The organism is Streptosporangium pseudovulgare (assembly GCF_014648055.1).
GTDB classification, from domain to species: domain Bacteria; phylum Actinomycetota; class Actinomycetes; order Streptosporangiales; family Streptosporangiaceae; genus Streptosporangium; species Streptosporangium pseudovulgare.
The window spans coordinates 1-15,297 of record NZ_BMQJ01000028.1 but is presented as its reverse complement, the minus strand read 5'-3'; the positions used below and the strand labels follow the sequence as shown (position 1 = coordinate 15,297).

17 protein-coding genes and 1 tRNA gene are annotated in these 15,297 nt (G+C 67.5%); 11 read left to right on the top strand and 7 right to left on the bottom strand.

All coding sequences use genetic code 11. The features are described 5' to 3' along the window. Positions 1 to 44: 44 nt before the first annotated feature. The 5 genes from IEZ10_RS34925 to IEZ10_RS34910 all read left to right on the top strand — a co-directional run bounded on the left by IEZ10_RS34925 (position 45) and on the right by IEZ10_RS34910 (position 2,101). Positions 45 to 329 (top strand): GNAT family N-acetyltransferase, encoded by a 285-nt coding sequence (locus tag IEZ10_RS34925; protein ID WP_189250789.1) that lies wholly within the window; start codon positions 45 to 47, stop codon positions 327 to 329. Between the two features lie 104 nt (positions 330 to 433). After that, on the top strand, positions 434 to 823 hold the full coding sequence (locus IEZ10_RS34920) for a VOC family protein (protein WP_189250788.1): 390 nt from the start codon (positions 434 to 436) through the stop codon (positions 821 to 823). A 173-nt stretch (positions 824 to 996) separates the two neighbouring features. Further along, positions 997 to 1,116: a DLW-39 family protein gene (locus tag IEZ10_RS39535; protein ID WP_229811953.1), complete on the top strand. Its 120-nt coding sequence runs from the start codon at positions 997 to 999 to the stop codon at positions 1,114 to 1,116. Positions 1,117 to 1,145: 29 nt separating this feature from the next. After that, a complete protein-coding gene (locus IEZ10_RS34915; RefSeq protein ID WP_189250787.1) occupies positions 1,146 to 1,889 on the top strand; it encodes an HAD family hydrolase in 744 nt (247 codons plus the stop codon). Positions 1,890 to 2,025: 136 nt separating this feature from the next. Then, positions 2,026 to 2,101, top strand: a tRNA-Ala gene (locus IEZ10_RS34910). On the opposite strand, the gene IEZ10_RS34905 is transcribed toward IEZ10_RS34910, so the two are convergent. Continuing rightward, entirely contained in the window at positions 2,089 to 2,925 is an 837-nt protein-coding gene (locus IEZ10_RS34905) for a site-specific integrase (protein WP_189250786.1), read from the bottom strand. The genes IEZ10_RS34910 and IEZ10_RS34905 overlap by 13 nt on opposite strands. Positions 2,926 to 3,121: 196 nt before the next feature. Between IEZ10_RS34905 and IEZ10_RS34900 the strand changes: the two genes are divergently transcribed. Next, entirely contained in the window at positions 3,122 to 3,541 is a 420-nt protein-coding gene (locus IEZ10_RS34900) for a hypothetical protein (RefSeq protein ID WP_189250785.1), read from the top strand. Between the two features lie 446 nt (positions 3,542 to 3,987). On the opposite strand, the gene IEZ10_RS34895 is transcribed toward IEZ10_RS34900, so the two are convergent. The 3 genes from IEZ10_RS34895 to IEZ10_RS34885 all read right to left on the bottom strand — a co-directional run bounded on the left by IEZ10_RS34895 (position 3,988) and on the right by IEZ10_RS34885 (position 5,541). Beyond that, positions 3,988 to 4,497, bottom strand: a complete 510-nt coding sequence (locus tag IEZ10_RS34895) for an HAD domain-containing protein (protein ID WP_189250784.1) — start codon at positions 4,495 to 4,497, stop codon at positions 3,988 to 3,990. A gap of 319 nt (positions 4,498 to 4,816) precedes the next feature. Next, a complete protein-coding gene (locus tag IEZ10_RS34890; RefSeq protein WP_189250783.1) occupies positions 4,817 to 5,224 on the bottom strand; it encodes a type II toxin-antitoxin system VapC family toxin in 408 nt (135 codons plus the stop codon). After that, complete coding sequence (locus IEZ10_RS34885) at positions 5,221 to 5,541, bottom strand: type II toxin-antitoxin system Phd/YefM family antitoxin (RefSeq protein WP_189250782.1); 321 nt, start codon at positions 5,539 to 5,541, stop codon at positions 5,221 to 5,223. The genes IEZ10_RS34890 and IEZ10_RS34885 overlap by 4 nt, the downstream gene beginning before the upstream one ends. A 198-nt stretch (positions 5,542 to 5,739) precedes the next feature. Here IEZ10_RS34885 and IEZ10_RS39530 point away from each other — a divergent pair, with 198 nt between their 5' ends. Together IEZ10_RS39530 and IEZ10_RS34875 are read left to right on the top strand one after the other, a co-directional pair. Then, positions 5,740 to 6,045 carry a hypothetical protein gene (locus IEZ10_RS39530; protein ID WP_229811951.1) on the top strand — a complete coding sequence of 102 codons (306 nt, stop codon included), beginning with the start codon at positions 5,740 to 5,742 and terminating at the stop codon, positions 6,043 to 6,045. Between the two features lie 9 nt (positions 6,046 to 6,054). Next, on the top strand, positions 6,055 to 6,624 hold the full coding sequence (locus IEZ10_RS34875) for a GNAT family N-acetyltransferase (protein WP_189250781.1): 570 nt from the start codon (positions 6,055 to 6,057) through the stop codon (positions 6,622 to 6,624). A gap of 421 nt (positions 6,625 to 7,045) precedes the next feature. On the opposite strand, the gene IEZ10_RS34870 is transcribed toward IEZ10_RS34875, so the two are convergent. Then, a complete protein-coding gene (locus IEZ10_RS34870) occupies positions 7,046 to 9,184 on the bottom strand; it encodes a serine/threonine protein kinase (RefSeq protein ID WP_189250780.1) in 2,139 nt (712 codons plus the stop codon). 58 nt (positions 9,185 to 9,242) lie between these two features. Further along, positions 9,243 to 9,542: a hypothetical protein gene (locus IEZ10_RS34865; protein WP_189250841.1), complete on the bottom strand. Its 300-nt coding sequence runs from the start codon at positions 9,540 to 9,542 to the stop codon at positions 9,243 to 9,245. Positions 9,543 to 10,124: 582 nt separating this feature from the next. On the opposite strand from IEZ10_RS34865, the gene IEZ10_RS34860 reads away from it, so the two are divergent. From IEZ10_RS34860 to IEZ10_RS34850, 3 genes are all read left to right on the top strand, one after another. Continuing rightward, positions 10,125 to 10,733, top strand: a complete 609-nt coding sequence (locus tag IEZ10_RS34860) for a hypothetical protein (RefSeq protein ID WP_189250779.1) — start codon at positions 10,125 to 10,127, stop codon at positions 10,731 to 10,733. A gap of 464 nt (positions 10,734 to 11,197) precedes the next feature. Beyond that, positions 11,198 to 12,049: an SDR family NAD(P)-dependent oxidoreductase gene (locus IEZ10_RS34855; protein ID WP_189250778.1), complete on the top strand. Its 852-nt coding sequence runs from the start codon at positions 11,198 to 11,200 to the stop codon at positions 12,047 to 12,049. Between the two features lie 233 nt (positions 12,050 to 12,282). Next, positions 12,283 to 13,179 (top strand): RNA polymerase sigma-70 factor, encoded by an 897-nt coding sequence (locus tag IEZ10_RS34850; RefSeq protein ID WP_189250777.1) that lies wholly within the window; start codon positions 12,283 to 12,285, stop codon positions 13,177 to 13,179. 535 nt (positions 13,180 to 13,714) lie between these two features. Here IEZ10_RS34850 and IEZ10_RS34845 read toward each other — a convergent pair. Continuing rightward, the gene (locus IEZ10_RS34845) at positions 13,715 to 14,647 is read right to left on the bottom strand and encodes a DUF418 domain-containing protein (RefSeq protein WP_229811950.1); all 933 of its coding nucleotides are present in this window, start codon (positions 14,645 to 14,647) and stop codon (positions 13,715 to 13,717) included. Between the last annotated feature and the right edge of the window lie 650 nt (positions 14,648 to 15,297).

Sequence of the window (15,297 nt, the reverse complement as noted above, 5' to 3'; positions counted from 1 at the left end):
GTCGGCCCAGCGCCGCCGTCCGGCGGCCGGAGAAGGGAGAACCCATGCAGGTCGACGTCAGGCTCCTGCCCGGTGGAGGTTCCTACACGGCGGAGGTCGGCGGCGAGCGGGTGGGGCGGCTGGACCTCAGCCGGCGCGACGGCGCCATCGCCTACACCCACACCGAGGTCGATCCCCGTTTCGAGGGCAGGGGCGTGGGCGGCGCGCTCGTCCGGGTGGCGCTGGACGACGCCCGGTCCGAGGGCGCGAAGGTCGTCCCGCTCTGCTCGTTCGTCAGCGCCTGGATCCGGAAGCACCCCGAGTACGCCGATCTGGTGAAGGACACCTGACCGGGTCTCACCCCGGGCCGGCGTCCGGGCCTCCCCGGGCCGGGCGGGCGCCGTGCGCCCGGACCCGGGCGCACGGCGCCCGCCCGGCCCGGCAGCATGGGCGAATGCTGCATCATGTCGAACTCTGGGTGCCCGATCTCGACCGCGCGGTGCGGTCATGGGGGTGGCTGCTCGGGGAGCTGGGATATCAGCCCTTCCAGGAGTGGAAGGCGGGCCGGAGCTGGATCCTGGACGGCACCTACGTCGTCGTCGAGCGGTCGCCCGCCCTCACCTCGTCCGCGCATGATCGATGCCGACCGGGTCTGAACCATTTGGCCTTCGGCGTAACCGGACAGGCACGGGTGGATGAGCTGGTCAGCGCGTCGGCCGGGCACGGGTGGACACTGATGTTCCCTGATCGCCACCCCTACGCGGGCGGAACCGGCCATTACGCAGGTTATCTTGAGAACGAGGACGGCTTCGAGGTCGAACTCGTCGCGGTTCGCGAGCGCTGAGCGCGGCCGTACGGCATGGTTATCAGGAATCACCTGGTTGATGTGGGTTTGCCACGTGGGCTTACCGTGTGAACCAGATCAGAGCCCGATCCCTTGCTAGGCTGCAGGGAACCGTTTGAACCGGGCGTTGTCTCACCCCGGCAGGTGAGACCGTCAAGAAGTGGGGTCACACCGTGAAGAAGCTGCTCGTTCTGGTGCTTGTCGCCGTTGGGGGACTGCTGGTCTGGCGCAAGGTGCAGGCTGATCGCGCCGAGCTCGACCTGTGGACCGAGGCCACCGGCGGCGAGAACTGATCAACGCGGCTACCGATTTGGGTGCTTTCATGATCCCTGCTCGCGATGGGGAAGCAACGCCCATCAGGCTCGCCTGTCTGGATCTGGCAGGCACCACGATCGGTGATATCGCCATGGTTGAGCGGGCGTTCGCCGACGCGATCGCCACTCAGGGCATCGTTCCCGGGACCGGTGCGTACGCGCGTGCCATGGTGCACGTGCACCGGTCCCGGGGGTGCCCGACCATCGAGGTCTTCCGCGGCATCTTCCCCGACAACGAGGCCCAGGCACAGGCGGCCAACCTCACCTTCGAGCGCTCCTACCAGGGAGCCATCGGCCGCGCGGGCCTGGTCCCGGCGCCCGGTGTCATGGAGGCGCTGGACGATCTCCGTGACGCCGGCGTCAAGGTGTGCCTCACCACCGGCTTCAGCCGGGCGATGCTGGGAGGCGTCCTGGAGGCGCTGGGCTGGTCCGGCAAGGTCGACCTCGCCCTGAGCCCGGAGGACACCGGGCGCGGCCGTCCCATGCCCGACATGGTCCTCGCCGCGGTCCTGCGCCTCGGCATCGAGGACGTCCGGCAGGTGGCGGTGGCCGGTGACTCCGAGAGTGACATGATCTGTGGCCGCCGCGCGGGCGCCTCGGTGGTCGCCGGCGTCCTGACCGGGGTCCACAGCAGGGAACGCCTCCTCAAGGGCGGCGCCACCCACCTCGTCGGCTCCGTCGCCGACCTTCCCGCCCTGCTCCTCGGCGGCAGGCCGCTCCAGCCCACCGCCGCCTCCGCCTCCGCCCTTTGACCGCTCGGAAGGTACGGCGGGGCTCTGCCGTACGGCCCCGCCGCCGAGTGGCGCCGAAGCGGGTCCTGTTGCTACGGTGTACGACTGGAAGCGAGCCGCGTCCCGGAGAAATCCCGGCGACCCCGACGGCTCACCGGGGGCCTTAGCTCAGTTGGCAGAGCGCCTGCTTTGCAAGCAGGATGTCAGGAGTTCGAATCTCCTAGGCTCCACCACCCTCACGACACGAAGAAGCCCAGGTCAGGCACGGTCGCCTCACCTGGGCTTCGATCTTCATCCGGCCTTGTCCGGCTCCCGTGCCCGTTGCGTGCCCGATGTCTCTCCGAGTGCCCCGCGGGCGAGGTCGTCGAGCTTGCGGGCCACCTGCCGCTGCCGCTCGTGGGTCGAGTGCTGATAGATCATCGCGGCCCGCGTGCTGGAGTGACCCATGCGCTCCATCAGCTCCCGGATCGACGCCCCGGCGTTCGCGGCGAGGGTGTTGCCCGGTGTGCCGCAGGTCGTGAAAATGGATCTTCGGAAGGTCCGTGTCCTGGAGCACCTGCGGCCATACGCGGCGGTTGAAGTTGGTGTTGCGGAGTGGCCCGTCATCCGGCCCGGCGAAGATCAGGCCCTTCTCTCCGTCCTGGGCGAAGTACTTCACGTGCTCCCGCAGGTCCTTGACGATCAGTTCGGGGATCACCACCGTCCGCTTGCCTGCCGCGGACTTGGGTTCGGTGAAGACGAGCCCCTTGCCGGTGATCTGCATCAACTGGCGTTCCACCCGCACGGTTCCGGCGTCCAGGTCGATGTCCCGGCACTGAAGGCCGGCCAGCTCACCCCACCGCAGACTGCCGAAAGTCGCCAGAAGCACCAGCGCCCGGTAACGCGGTTCGATCGCATCGGCGAGCTTGTAGACCTCTGCCACCGTGAGCACCGGACGTTCCGGGGACCTCTCCTGACCGGCACCCTTGATCCGGCACGGATTCCGCTTGATGAGCTGGTCATCCACAGCTGTGGACAGAATCGCTTTCAACAGCCGGTACGCCTTGGCAACGGTCACCACACTGACCCCCGCGTCAAGGGCGGCGCTCCGCGCCGCCACGCGGCCCGAGCTTGCGGCCCGCACGCTGCGCGTGCGGCCTGGGGGGCCGTTCTCGCGCGCGGCCCGCCACTCGGGCCGCGCGAATGCGCAACGCGACTATTGATCACACAGCAGCCATCCCCCGTGACGGATCATGGCGAGTATGGTCACGTCCATGACTGCCCCCCTCCAACGCGAAGGCAGATCCACTAGAGGCATCCGGCTGACCTTCCCCGTGCTCGTCGGCCTCATTCTGGTCGCCGTCCTGACCGGAGCAGCCGCGGTGTACTTCGCGCCCTTCGGCAGCAAGGTCCCCACCATCGTGAGAGGCACAGTCACGGCCGCCAGTGGCGATGCCACACAGATTGGCCTGCGCATCGACGAATCAGCAGGCAGCCGCAACGAGGGGATCGGATTTGAGATCGCCGGTGCTTATTGGATCGACCGAGATGGCAGAGTCCACGATGGATCACATCCCACGTGTATCGTCCCCGGCTCTACCGGACAGCGAATCGAGCTGGCATACGTACAGGTCCGCGCCATCGATGACAGCCCCGGCCATAACACACTCGTCGCCTGGGTGCGCTGCCTGTAAAGGACTTAAGCCTCCGGCGGGGGTGCTCCGGCTCTGGGATGATCGCTGCTCCGGAGCTGAGGTCCGTAGGCGGTTGAGGTGGAAGCCTGATCATCCCGCCCGCCATCACCCCGGGACAAGCCGAGCAGACCAGGGCCACGGGTACCAGATCGTTCGTCCGGTGGGGCGCTCCATCTGGTACCCGTGGCCCTGGCCCGCTTCCTCTTCGGGCGGGTCGACGGCAGACGGGATGATCAGGCGGGCGGAGTGTGCGCGTCGCGCGGGAAACACCAGGTCACGGGCCGATCTCCGGGCCATTAGCGGGCCATCAGGAGAGGTGATGAGGGGTCAACCACGGTCATTCAGGACCGGCTTTCCGCCCAGCTCAGCATCCCTGTGGGCCGTGATCGATGCAGTTCCCAGGCTGACAGCGGAGCAATTGCCGAACTCTGTGGATCGCGGGTGATTCACAAGGCTCGAAGCCATTGATCGAGGGCTGTGAAGTCTTCGTCGGTGAGTCCCCGGTAGGACTCCACGTGGTGAAGGAGAGCCCGGCCGCTATGGTGTGCGGCGACCCACTCCTTATCGGCGTCGGTGATCTCGTCGTCGACCCAGGCGAATGGGTGCCCGCCTGCCCAGTTCACCAGGGTTCGGGTCTTCCAGCACAGGCCGAACCACTGGTCCTCACGTTCATGGTGGTCGGTTGGCTCCGGCCAGCTCACGACGGGCAGTCGCGGCAGTCCGATTCGGGGTGCGATCTCGGCATTGGCCTCTTCTTCCCAGGTTGTCGCCCAGATGAGTTCGCAAGGCAGTGTTGCCAGCCGACGCCCCACCTCAAAGGTGAGCTGCGCCAAGCGCGCATCCGGTGTCGTCCCCCGCGGTGCACGTTGCGGGTCCTGGCCGAAGGGGAGAAGCGGCCCGTCGACGTCGAGGAAGAGCAGCGGGCGCTCAGTATGAGAGGCGTCTCTTCCGGTCACAGCCGAACCCTTCCATATCCTGCCTGCGACTTCGTTCCCGAAGACCGGGGACGGCTTCGCTTGCTTGCTGACGGCGTGTCCGTCGCGTGCCCGATGGGGCGGGGAACGAGGGGGAACAGCGGGGAGTCACGGGGAGCGGCAACAGAGTGAGTCCCGCTGGCAATGACAGGGGCATGAGCGCCGCCACCATCGCGATCATGGCCGCTGGGATGGAAAAGAGGAAGGTCTACCGGCGCATGATCCGAGCGTGCATCATGTGAGGCGGATGACGGTGGCGGCGCGGAGCGCTCGGAAGTAGACGTCCTTATGCGCCGGTCCATCATGGCCGGGTGACCGGAACCACCGTGAGCAGGTGATCCAGGCCTTTGAAATCCTTGGGGTTACAGGTGTAGAGCGGGAGACGGTTGGCGATGGCCACACAGGCGATCATCAGGTCCGCTGTCCGAGGACGGGGCTTACGGCCTGAGGCGATGACGGCCGTCCACAGCTGGCCGTACTCGCGGGCGGCGGTGTCGTCGAAGGGAAGGGGATCGAACTCGGCCTCGGCCGCCTGAAGGATCTTCATCCGCTGAGCGAGTTCCTGCGGTCCGGACGCCACGAGCACACCTACCGACAACTCCGCGGTGGTGATGGCGCTGATCAGCATCTCGTCCGGCAGTTCGTCCGGATCGATCCCGGCACGCAGGATGAGGATGTTGGTGTCGAGCAGTCCTTGGGCGTGGCTCATTCCCCGTCCCCGGTGAACTCGCCTCTGCCGTAGGCGCGATCGTACGGATCGTACAGACCGTCGTTGACGTGACGATCCATGTCCTCGCGGTACTTCCGGTCGTCGAGGCGCGGCATGCCCCGGGACATGGCTGCGAACTCCGCTCTTGAGACGGCCCGGCGCCGGCGGCGGATGGGCACGAGGTCACCGATGTGATGGCCGTTGCGGGTGACGGCGTACCGCTCTCCGCGTTCCAGGCCGTCCATGATCTCGGCGGACCGGTTACGGAGGTCGCGTTGGGAGATCTGATGGGTGCGGTCGGGCTGAGGAGTGCTCATCCATCAACCGTACAACGGAGTGCTACATGGTGCTATGTGGTAGCACAATTTGGAGAGCTGCTCTGGACCTGGGCTTGAGGGAACGTTTTGCTGCGATGCGACCGTCCAGATATGAGACCCGCCGGATTCATGGCATAGCGTGCGACTCCATGAAACCCGGGGCAGATCACAATCTCCACGAAGTCCGGATCGGTTCATGTGCCGCTGGCCCTCTCCGCCCGTATCCGGATCACCTTGTCCGAGATCGAGCAGGTTCGCAGAATGCCCGGCATCGAGGCGAGGTTCAGTGACGAGCACATCGCCATGAGCGTCTTCCGGTTCGACTCCGAGATGCTGGTGACGCCGCACCTGGCCAAGCTGGTCGGGCATGATTCGCTGCTCGGCCGTACCTACGCGTGCGGCCTGGGGCCGTTCTTGCGCGGCCGTGCTCGGGCCGCCCGGACGCGAAGGCCAAAGATCCTTAACCGGATACCGGCGGTGAGCAATCCGGGCGCACGCGGATAGGGTGACGCGGTGCAGACTTGCGTGGAGACCGAGCGGTTGATCCTGCGCCGCATCACCGAGGACGACGCCGACAATTTAGTGGAGCTGGACAGCGATCCCGAGGTCATGCGCTACCTGAGCGGTGGCGAGCCGACGTCACGAGAGAAGATCGTCAATGAGGTTCTGCCTCGCATCTTGAGCTACGCCGGCGACCAGGGGTTTTTCGCCGCGATCGAGAAGCCGACCGAGGAGTTCCTCGGGTGGTTTCATCTGCGAGCCAAGCACGGTGAGCCCGAGGACGAGCCTGAGCTGGGCTACCGGCTGCGCAAAATCGCTTGGGGGAAGGGCTATGCCACCGAAGGATCTGTGGCACTGATCCGGAAAGCCTTCAGCGAGCTGGGGGCCCGTCGCGTCCATGCGGAGGCTTTGGCGGCCAACATCGCGTCGCGGCGGGTGATGGAGAAGGCCGGGCTGCAGTACGTGCGCTCGTTTCACGTCGACAGGCCGGGGATCCCAGGATCCGAGCAGGGGATTGTGGAGTACGAACTGCTTAGAGCCGACTGGGAGAGCCTCCGGCGGGGGCCTCAGGCTCTGAGATGATCAGACGGGTGAGGTGCGCGCGTCGTGCGAGAAACACCAGACCGCCGACTGCTCGTCGGGTCATTAGCGGGCCATTAAGGGCGGTGAGCAGCGGTCGATCACGGACACTCGCGGACCGCCCTCAGCGCAGGCCGAGGTGGTTGTGCCCGAAGATCGGGCCGATTTGCAAGCAGGATGTCAGGAGTTCGAATCTCCTAGGCTCCACCCCACGTCGGAGTGGTGTACTCCGGATCTCTATGAATTCCGGAACGCATCAGCCGGTGCCATAGGGATGAAAAGGGCTTAATGGTGTTAACCGGTGCCCTCATGCCCCGTCTCTCCTGTGCCCGATTGTCGCAACAGGAGCTGCCTCGCGCATCCACTCGATTATCTCGGTCGCGACCTGAGTAAGAGACCCCCGGCGTAGGCCCACTCCCACACGTCAGCGTCCTCTTGAGAAGCGCATGGTCTTTTTCTCGTCCTCCTTGGCGTCGGCGAGCACTCGTTTCACCTGCCCTTCAAAGTCGATCACTACCGCCTCGTACCCGCCGCCCTTGCGCCGCCAGCCGGCGATGTGCCGATCGTCGTACCAGCCGATGAACCACCTGGTATCGAACGGGACCCTGATCTGGGCCTCCAGGTCGGCGTCGGTTGAGCGGACGCAGACCTCCTCCGGGGTTCCCCTGCAGTACGTCACGAGTGACGTGCCCGATGGGGAGAGGCTCTCGCCACCCTCACTGAGCGGGATGCCGATGTCCGGCAGATTTTGCAGCACGGTGCCCCGCAGGTCGTAGAAACGGATGTGCGCGGTCTTGTCGGTCAGCACCCAGGTGCCGATCGCCTGGCCGTCCCTTCTCCAGAAATAACTTCCTGTGCTCTCGTCATTCCTCTTGACCCGGACGATGTCGGCTTTCTTCCCGGCGATGTCGATGATCGCGTAGCCGTACTTCTTGAACGTGTAGGGCTCTGTCTCATTGGTGCCCCCGCCCACCTCGTACAGCGTCGTCAGGCCGTGCGTGCCGTCCGGGGACCACTCGGGCTCGAATGGGTAGACCGGCGTCTTGGCGATCCTGATCTTGGTCTTTTTCGCCGAGCCCGGCCGTCGGTCGACGACGGAGACGACGGAGTAGTGGTCGCCGTCGTAGAGCCTGTCGGTGGCCAGCGCCTGGGTACCAGAGGCGTTCACCGTGTAATGGATGTACCGGTCGTTCTTGATGAAGTCTCCGGTGCCGGGGGTGCGGACGTAGAGGTTCTCACCCCGGTCCGTGCTGTAGGAGTTCAGCTTGAGCGGGTCGTCGTCATTCTCGTAGAGCGTGATCGAGCCGTCGGGGAGCTTGATCGTCCTGGTTGCCTGGGGCAGGGCGGAGATCATGGGCGTGGAGGTGGGGCCGCCCGGCTGGGAGGTGGCGGCCTGCTGAGTGCCGGTCGTCTGAGCGGACACGACCCGGTCGGGCTTGGCGCCGCGTGACGCCAGCGCGATCCCGGCGGCCGTGGCGAGCGTGACCGCAAGCCCCGCCCCGATCGAAAGCCGGACCCCGCGTCCGCGCCTGGCCGCTCCCTCCGCCGGGTACGGCGAGGGGAGCGAGGAGGGATGGTCCAGGGGGCCGCCGTGGAGCTGCGAGACCGCCTGCCGATGGCTCGGCCCCCGCTGCGGATGGCCCGGCCCGGCCTGCCGGTGAGAGGAGTGAACGTCGGAACCCGCCGGTTGCGCGGCGGCGGCCGAGCCCTCGGCGAGGATGCCACGAGGCGCGGTGGGCGACGACGCGCCGCTGGCGTGGCCGAGCAGTCGCAGCAGCGCCTCCTCCGCCGAGGGGCGCAGGGCGGCGTCCTTCGCCAGGCACTGTCCCACCAGCTCACGCAGCGCTGGATCGGTGATCGCCCGCAGGTCGGGCTCCAGGTTGATGATCCGGTTGAAGATGGCGGGCAGGCTGTCCGTGCCGAACGGCGGCCGGCCGGTGGCCGCGAAGACCATGGTGCAGCCCCAGGCGAACATGTCGGCCGACGATCCGACTTTCTCCCCCGACAAATGCTCGGGGGTCATGTACGAGGGGGTGCCGATCGTGGCCTTGGTCAGCGTGGAAGTCCGGTCGAGTGCTTTGGCGATGCCAAAGTCGATCACCCGGGGGCCGTCGGGGGCGAGGAGCACGTTGGACGGCTTGAAGTCGCGGTGCACGATCCCGGCCTGGTGGATCGCGACCAGCGCGGTGACGGTGCCGATCGCCAGGCGGTGCAGGGCCGAGCCCTCGCGAGGTCCCTCGGTGGCCACGACGGCGTCCAGCGTCGGGCCGTCGATGTATTCGCTGATGGTGTAGGGCCGATGTTGATCGACACCGGTGTCGATCACCGCGGCGGTACAGAACGGCGCGACCCGCCGAGTTGTGCTGACCTCGCGGACGAAGCGCTCCAGCGCCTTCTCGTCCTGCGCGAGGTCGGCACGGAGCAACTTGACCGCGACGCGGGCGCCCGTGGGCGACACCCCGAGGAATACCGTTCCCTGGCCGCCTTCCCCGAGCCGTCCGGCAAGCCGGTACTCCCCTACCCGCTCGGGGTCCCCGGGCCGCAAGGGTGCGAGGTCCGGCATGGCCACATCCTCCCTTTAAGGACTTTACGGTCCATTGTGAGAGTAAACGATCAACGCATCAGCCTCGGGAGCGAACCAGGGGGAAGATCGGCATCATGATGCGCCGGCCCACGCCGAGGCCGAGGCCGCCGGTGAACGGCATGGCGTACTCCAGCGCGTGCGGGAAGTCCTCGTCCGGCTCCCGTGCCCGTTGCGTGCCCGATGTCTCCCCGAGTGCCCCGCGGGCGAGGTCGTCGAGCGGCGGCGCGCCGCGCCGCCGTACAGCGGCCCGTCGCTTGCCCGCCGCCCGGGCATGCGGCCTGGGGCCGGTCCCGGACGGCGCCGCCCCGGGTCGTCCACCGACCCACGCGCCCGCCATGGCCGATGCTCTCGCCGACCACCGGCCCGCCGCCGCTCCGCTTCCTGGACATGCATATGATCAGCCTGTCGACAGGAGCAGACCGTGATCTACTCTCCGTTCGGGATCTTCCTTCTTCTCGTGCTCGTAGCGGCGATCGTCATCCCCGTCGTGATAGCCATCGCGCTTTTCCGCCTCTTTCGAAGCTGACGCCTCCGGCGGGGGCCCCGCTCCGGGATGATCGCGACTGCCGATCGCGGAGCCGCAGTGGGCTGAGGTGGGGTCTGATCTTCCCGTCTGCCACGTCCCAGGCAAGCCCAGCATCTCGACTCCTCCGGTTCAAGGCCGTCTGCGACCACTGGCGTCCGATGGCCGAGGAACGTCTGCCGGTTGAGGTACACGCGAAGACGGCCTTGACCCTCCGTCCCCGAGCTGTTGCCCCTCCGGGTGGGACGAGGCAGACGGGAAGGTCCGGCGGGAGAAGTGTGCGTGTACGCGCATGATCCGAATCCCGTCACCGGCTCCACGCCAGGAGGCCGACGACTTCCGGTCGGCCGGGTGACCCACATGCTCAAGCGCACGACCTGATGCCACACTGTCGCGGTGTCCCGAACCGATCTCAGCGAGACCGAATACCTCCGTCACATCGAGCACCTGGCGCGCGCCATCGTCGACGCGGCAGACGGCGAAGGATGGCTCGTCCTCACCGGCGTCTCCGATGAAGCCACTCCCCTTCGGCGAGCAGTGATCGAAATGGCCCGTCAACTCCGTCACCATCACTTCGACGGGGACGGCTGCCTCGACGGAGAGCTTCCGCCCATGAAACTCGCCGGGGTCGTCATCCTCCGGCCGCATGCCGTCCCCGCCGGCATGGAAGAGAGCTACACCGAGATCTGCGCCCGCCTGGGAGTCGAGGCTCAGCCCGAAGGCTGGGCGATCTGGAACGCCTGGGCCAGGGACGGCCAGCCCGTCTCAATCGTTCTGGCCGACTCCAGCGGCACCGAAGGACTGCTCACGAACTGGGCACACGGCATCGAGGTCTACCCGGTCACTCCGCTGCCGGCCCAAGTCGTCCTGACGCGGCAGGGATGGGTCACCCCCATGACCCTGTCCCCGGCCAGTGCCCGGAGACTGGGGGCGGCTCGACCCACCTGCCGAACGCTCCCCATGGACTCCGACGCCTCCGGCGGGAGCGCCGCGACTCCGGGGTGATCGAGCGACTCCGAGCCATCGCCGCCGAGTCCGTCGTCGGGCCGATCCAGAGCTTTGATCGTTGTGCCGTTAGAGCAGGGTGACGAGGGGCCGGCCACGGTCACTCACGACCGGCCGAACGCCCAGGTAAGCCGCCCTACAAGGCGTGATCCACGCACTTCCCGAGCTGATGTCCGAGAGGACGCGCCCGTGGAAGATCTCTGGAAGGTCATAGACGATCACATCGTCAACGGCGGAAAGACCTGCACCAACGCGATGTCCCTTCGGCGACGCCTCCACGCCACAGGGTCACGTCCAGCGAAGTGGTGTATGAGCCGGTCTTCGCGTGAGCGCGGGAGAGACGTAGGTCACATTCGGTGGGTGTTACATCTTCGTCGGGTCGCGTGTCCTAGGGGGTGAAACAGCAGACAGCGGTAACCAGGAGCCGATCTTGGAATGCCGCCACCGCAGAACGGAAAGACATCATGAGCAAGGTCTGGTTCGTCACCGGCTCGTCGCGCGGCCTCGGCCGTGACTTCGTCGAGGCCGCCCTGTCGCGCGGTGACAGGGTGGCCGCGACCGCCCGCAGCACCGCAGGCTTTGACGAACTGGTCGCCGCCCACGGCGAGGCGGTGCTCCCGCTGGAGATGGACGTGACCGACAGGGCCGCGGTCTTCGAGAGCGTGAAGCGGGCCAGGGAGCACTTCGGCCGGCTCGACGTCATCGTGAACAACGCCGGCTACGCCCAGGTCGGTGCGGTCGAGGAGCTGACCGAGCAGGATCTGCGCGACCAGATGGAGACCAACCTGTTCGGCGCGGTGTGGGTGATCCAGGCCGCGCTGCCGTATCTGCGCGAGCAGCGCTCGGGGCACATCATCCAGCTGTCCTCGGCCGCCGGTCTCATCGCCATGCCGCTTGGCGGCGCCTACCACGCCTCCAAGTGGGCTCTTGAGGGCCTGAACGAGGCCCTCGCCGGCGAGGCCGCCGAGTTCGGCGTCAAGGTGACCATCATCGAGCCCGGCGGCTTCGCCACCCGCTCCGGCAAGAACCCCAACCCGCTCGACAACGGCCACGTGGCTCAGCCCGACCCGGCCTACGACGGCCTGCGCCGGCGCCTGGGCGCGATCGCCGGGAAGCAGCCCGCCGGCGATCCGGCCGCCGCCGCCCAGGCGCTGCTCAAGCTGGTGGACTCCGACAACCCACCGCTGCGGATCCTGTTCGGCCAGGGCTTCTACCCGATGATCCAGCAGGCCTACGCTGACCGGCTCAAGCTGTGGGCCGACTGGCAGGACCTGTCGGCCCAGGCTCACGGCGACCTCGATCGAGCAGATCGGTAACCCCGGTCCGAGCTTTCCGAGCCCTGAGCCGAAGCGGCTTTGAAGCCGGCCTCAAGCTCGGGGCGCCGGCCTGCGGAATGGGAGCATGGACCGCACACCGTCATCTCTGCAAGCTGACTGATCAGCCAGGACATCGTCCTGCCCGAAGCGTTGCAGGCGATGCCGGTCAGGTGCGGTGAGGCGTCGGCCGCCGCTGAACGGCCGGCCCGGCCACCAAGGAGAAGCCCCGAGACATGAGCGACCACGCCACCAACGCGGCGACCGAGACTTTCCTCGCCTACCGCAACCTGCTGTTCACCGTCGCCTACGAGATGCTCGGATCGGCGGCCGACGCCGAAGACGTCCTGCAGGAGACCTGGCTGCGATGGGTCAAGGTCGACCTGGCACAGGTGCAGGACCAGCGCGCCTACCTGATCCGGATCACCACCCGGCAGTCGCTCAACCGCCTGCGCAGCATGAAGAGCCGTAAGGAGGCTTATGTCGGCCCCTGGCTGCCCGAGCCGCTGCTCACCGCGCCGGACGTGGCCCAGGACGTAGAGCTCGCCGAGAGCGTGTCGATGGCGCTCATGCTCGTCCTGGAGACACTGTCGCCGACCGAGCGCGCCGTCTTCGTGCTGCGTGAGGCATTCGATATCGGCTATGACGAGATCGCGGCCGCCGTCGGTAAGAGCCCCGCGGCCGTCCGCCAGATCGCGTACCGCGCCCGGCGGCACGTCGATGCCCGCCGCCCTCGCGAGGCGGTTTCCTCCGGTGAGACCCGGGCGGCTCTGGAGTCGTTCCGGCGCGCACTCGAATCCGGGGACCTGCAGGGCCTGCTCGACGTGCTCGCCCCGGAGGTCGTCCTGGTGAGCGACGGCGGCGGCGTCAAGCAGGCCGCACCGCGGCCCGTCATCAGCGCCGACAAGGTGGCCCGCTTCATCGTCAGTGGCATCGGCAAGGCCGGAGTCTCTCTCACCGGTGAGCTCACCGCGGTCAACGGCAGCCCGGCACTCGTTCTCCGCGTGGACGGCGAGATCGACGGCGTGGTTGTGATCCGTGTCGAGGACGCTCGCATCAGCGGCCTCTACTACGTCCGCAACCCGGCGAAGCTGACCCGCATCGAATCCGAGATTCCGCTCACCCTGCGATGAACACCGGCAGGTGGTCGATGAGCGCCGGGACGATCGCCGGAGGGGATGCCGACGATCCGCCGGCCGGCCCGTGACTTGGGAGGGTTGAGCACCATCTCCCCCCGTCCGGTTCGAGAAGCTGCTCCGGACCCGGACCCGGACCCGGACCGTACGGGTGTCAAGGCGGCGGCGCAGCGCGCCGCCGCACAGATGCGGCCCTTACGATCGCCACGGCGCGGCCGGCCACCGCATGCGCTTGGGGCGATCGGTGAGCCGTGCCTCGTTCCCCGGTACGGCGCACCGAGCCAGACGGTCGTGGTCTGCCTCGAAGCCGCGGGCACTGTGGTGAACCCTTTTCAGCCGCTGGCAGCGTCGGCCGGTGACAGCATGATCGTGAGCCCGGCGTCCGCCCGAAGACGTGGAGAAACACCTGTTGGACAAACGGATCGCCATGATCAACACCGTTACCACCGAGGGCTTGGGATGCTGTTCCGGCGCGCGGTCGGCGGCGCCGATCAGGAGGACGACGTCGTCATCACCGACGTCGGCCCCGAGCTCATGACGTCCTGGCCCGGCCGAGGGGCGGGCGGTGGGCCCAGGTGGCCCAGCGCCAGAGCCACTCGATGGGCCCCTGACGGTAACGGCGCAGCCAGAGGGTGGAGAACAGCCACTGGGCCGTGAGGATCGCTCCCGCGGTCCAGTACGCCGTCGTCAAGGACCGGCCGATCGGCAGGCCGAGGATGTGACCGGCCGCCAGAACGAGGAGTGTGGCGGTCAGATAATTGGTCAGTGCCATCCGGCCCAGCGGCGCGAAGACGAACCGCAGCGCCGGTCGCAGCGGCGTTCTGAGCAGGACCAGCAGGCCACACACGTACACGCCGACGAGCAGCAGATCGGCGAGGCTGGACACGGAAGACAGGTACGTCGTGGCCCCCACGGCCCGCATACTGTCCCGTGCCCACAGGGCAGAGGCCAGTCCCGCCGCGAAGACCAGGCCCAGCAGGAGCGGCCCTCGGGTGGAGCGCTCGATCTGCTCGATCACTCCGTAGCGGACCAGCGCCGAGCCCAGCAGGAACAGCCCTGCGATCAGCAGGGGCCCGCCCCCGCTGGAGATCAGCGCCGCCGGGATGAGTGCGGCGGCGAGACCGGCCGTGGCCCACCGCGGCAGCCAGGTCGAGGGCAGCAGCACCAGTATGCCGACGACGGCGTAGTCGGTCAGGATCTCGCCCGGCCATAACAGCATGTGCACGAGGCCGATCGCGAGCAGCGTTCCAAGCCGGCGCAGTAGGACCAGGCGTGGGCGGGGGACGCGGCTCGCGGCGGAGTCCAGCAGCAGCGCGAACCCGATGCCGAACAGCAGGGAGAAGATCGGCAGTCCGAGCCAGGGGTCCCAGTCGCCCATGGGCTGCGCCACGACGGCGGAGCCACCGGTGGCCATGAGCTGGATGTTGGCGAGAAGGATCTCGCACAGCGCGAACCCGCGCAGCACGTCGAGCGCGGTGATCCGGGACCGACCCGGGGAGAGCGCAGAGGTCTGGGGCCGATCCGAGGAGAGCGCAGAGGTCTGGGGCCGGCCGGATGCGGGCGCGGTGGTCTGGGGCCGATCGGGGGAGACGGTAGCGGACCCGTCGTGTGGGAGACGGTGGCCGGGATGGCCGGCTGGGCCCTTGGGGTGCGATTCCTGGGGGAGATCTTCGCGTGGCATGGGGCTTCATCGTGTACGACCCCCCAGGGGACGGCACCAGCCGAAAGCAGGGTCCGCAGCGTCCGAGATCATACTTTCGGCCGGTTCATGGGCGAAGGCGGGCGCCTGGCCTTAAGCGATCACTGGGGCTCCATGCCGGTAGCTCCCACTCTCGGAAGGCGCGCGGGTGCGGTGGCGGATTCCTGTGAGCCGGCAGCGTCCTCAGCAAGGCTACCGTCGTGTCTGGACACGCGATCAGTGCCGTGAGCTGCGTCTCCACAGATCGAACATGATCGGCGTGCGTCTCTGCAAGCAGGATGTCAGGAGTTCGAATCTCCTAGGCCCCACCACGGGCTGTTCTTGAGATGGCCTGATCATGTGTCACGAGTGCTCGTCTGATCGTGTGGATCAGGCGGGCTCTCTTCGTTTCCGGACCCGTAGCCGTGCTCGCCAGG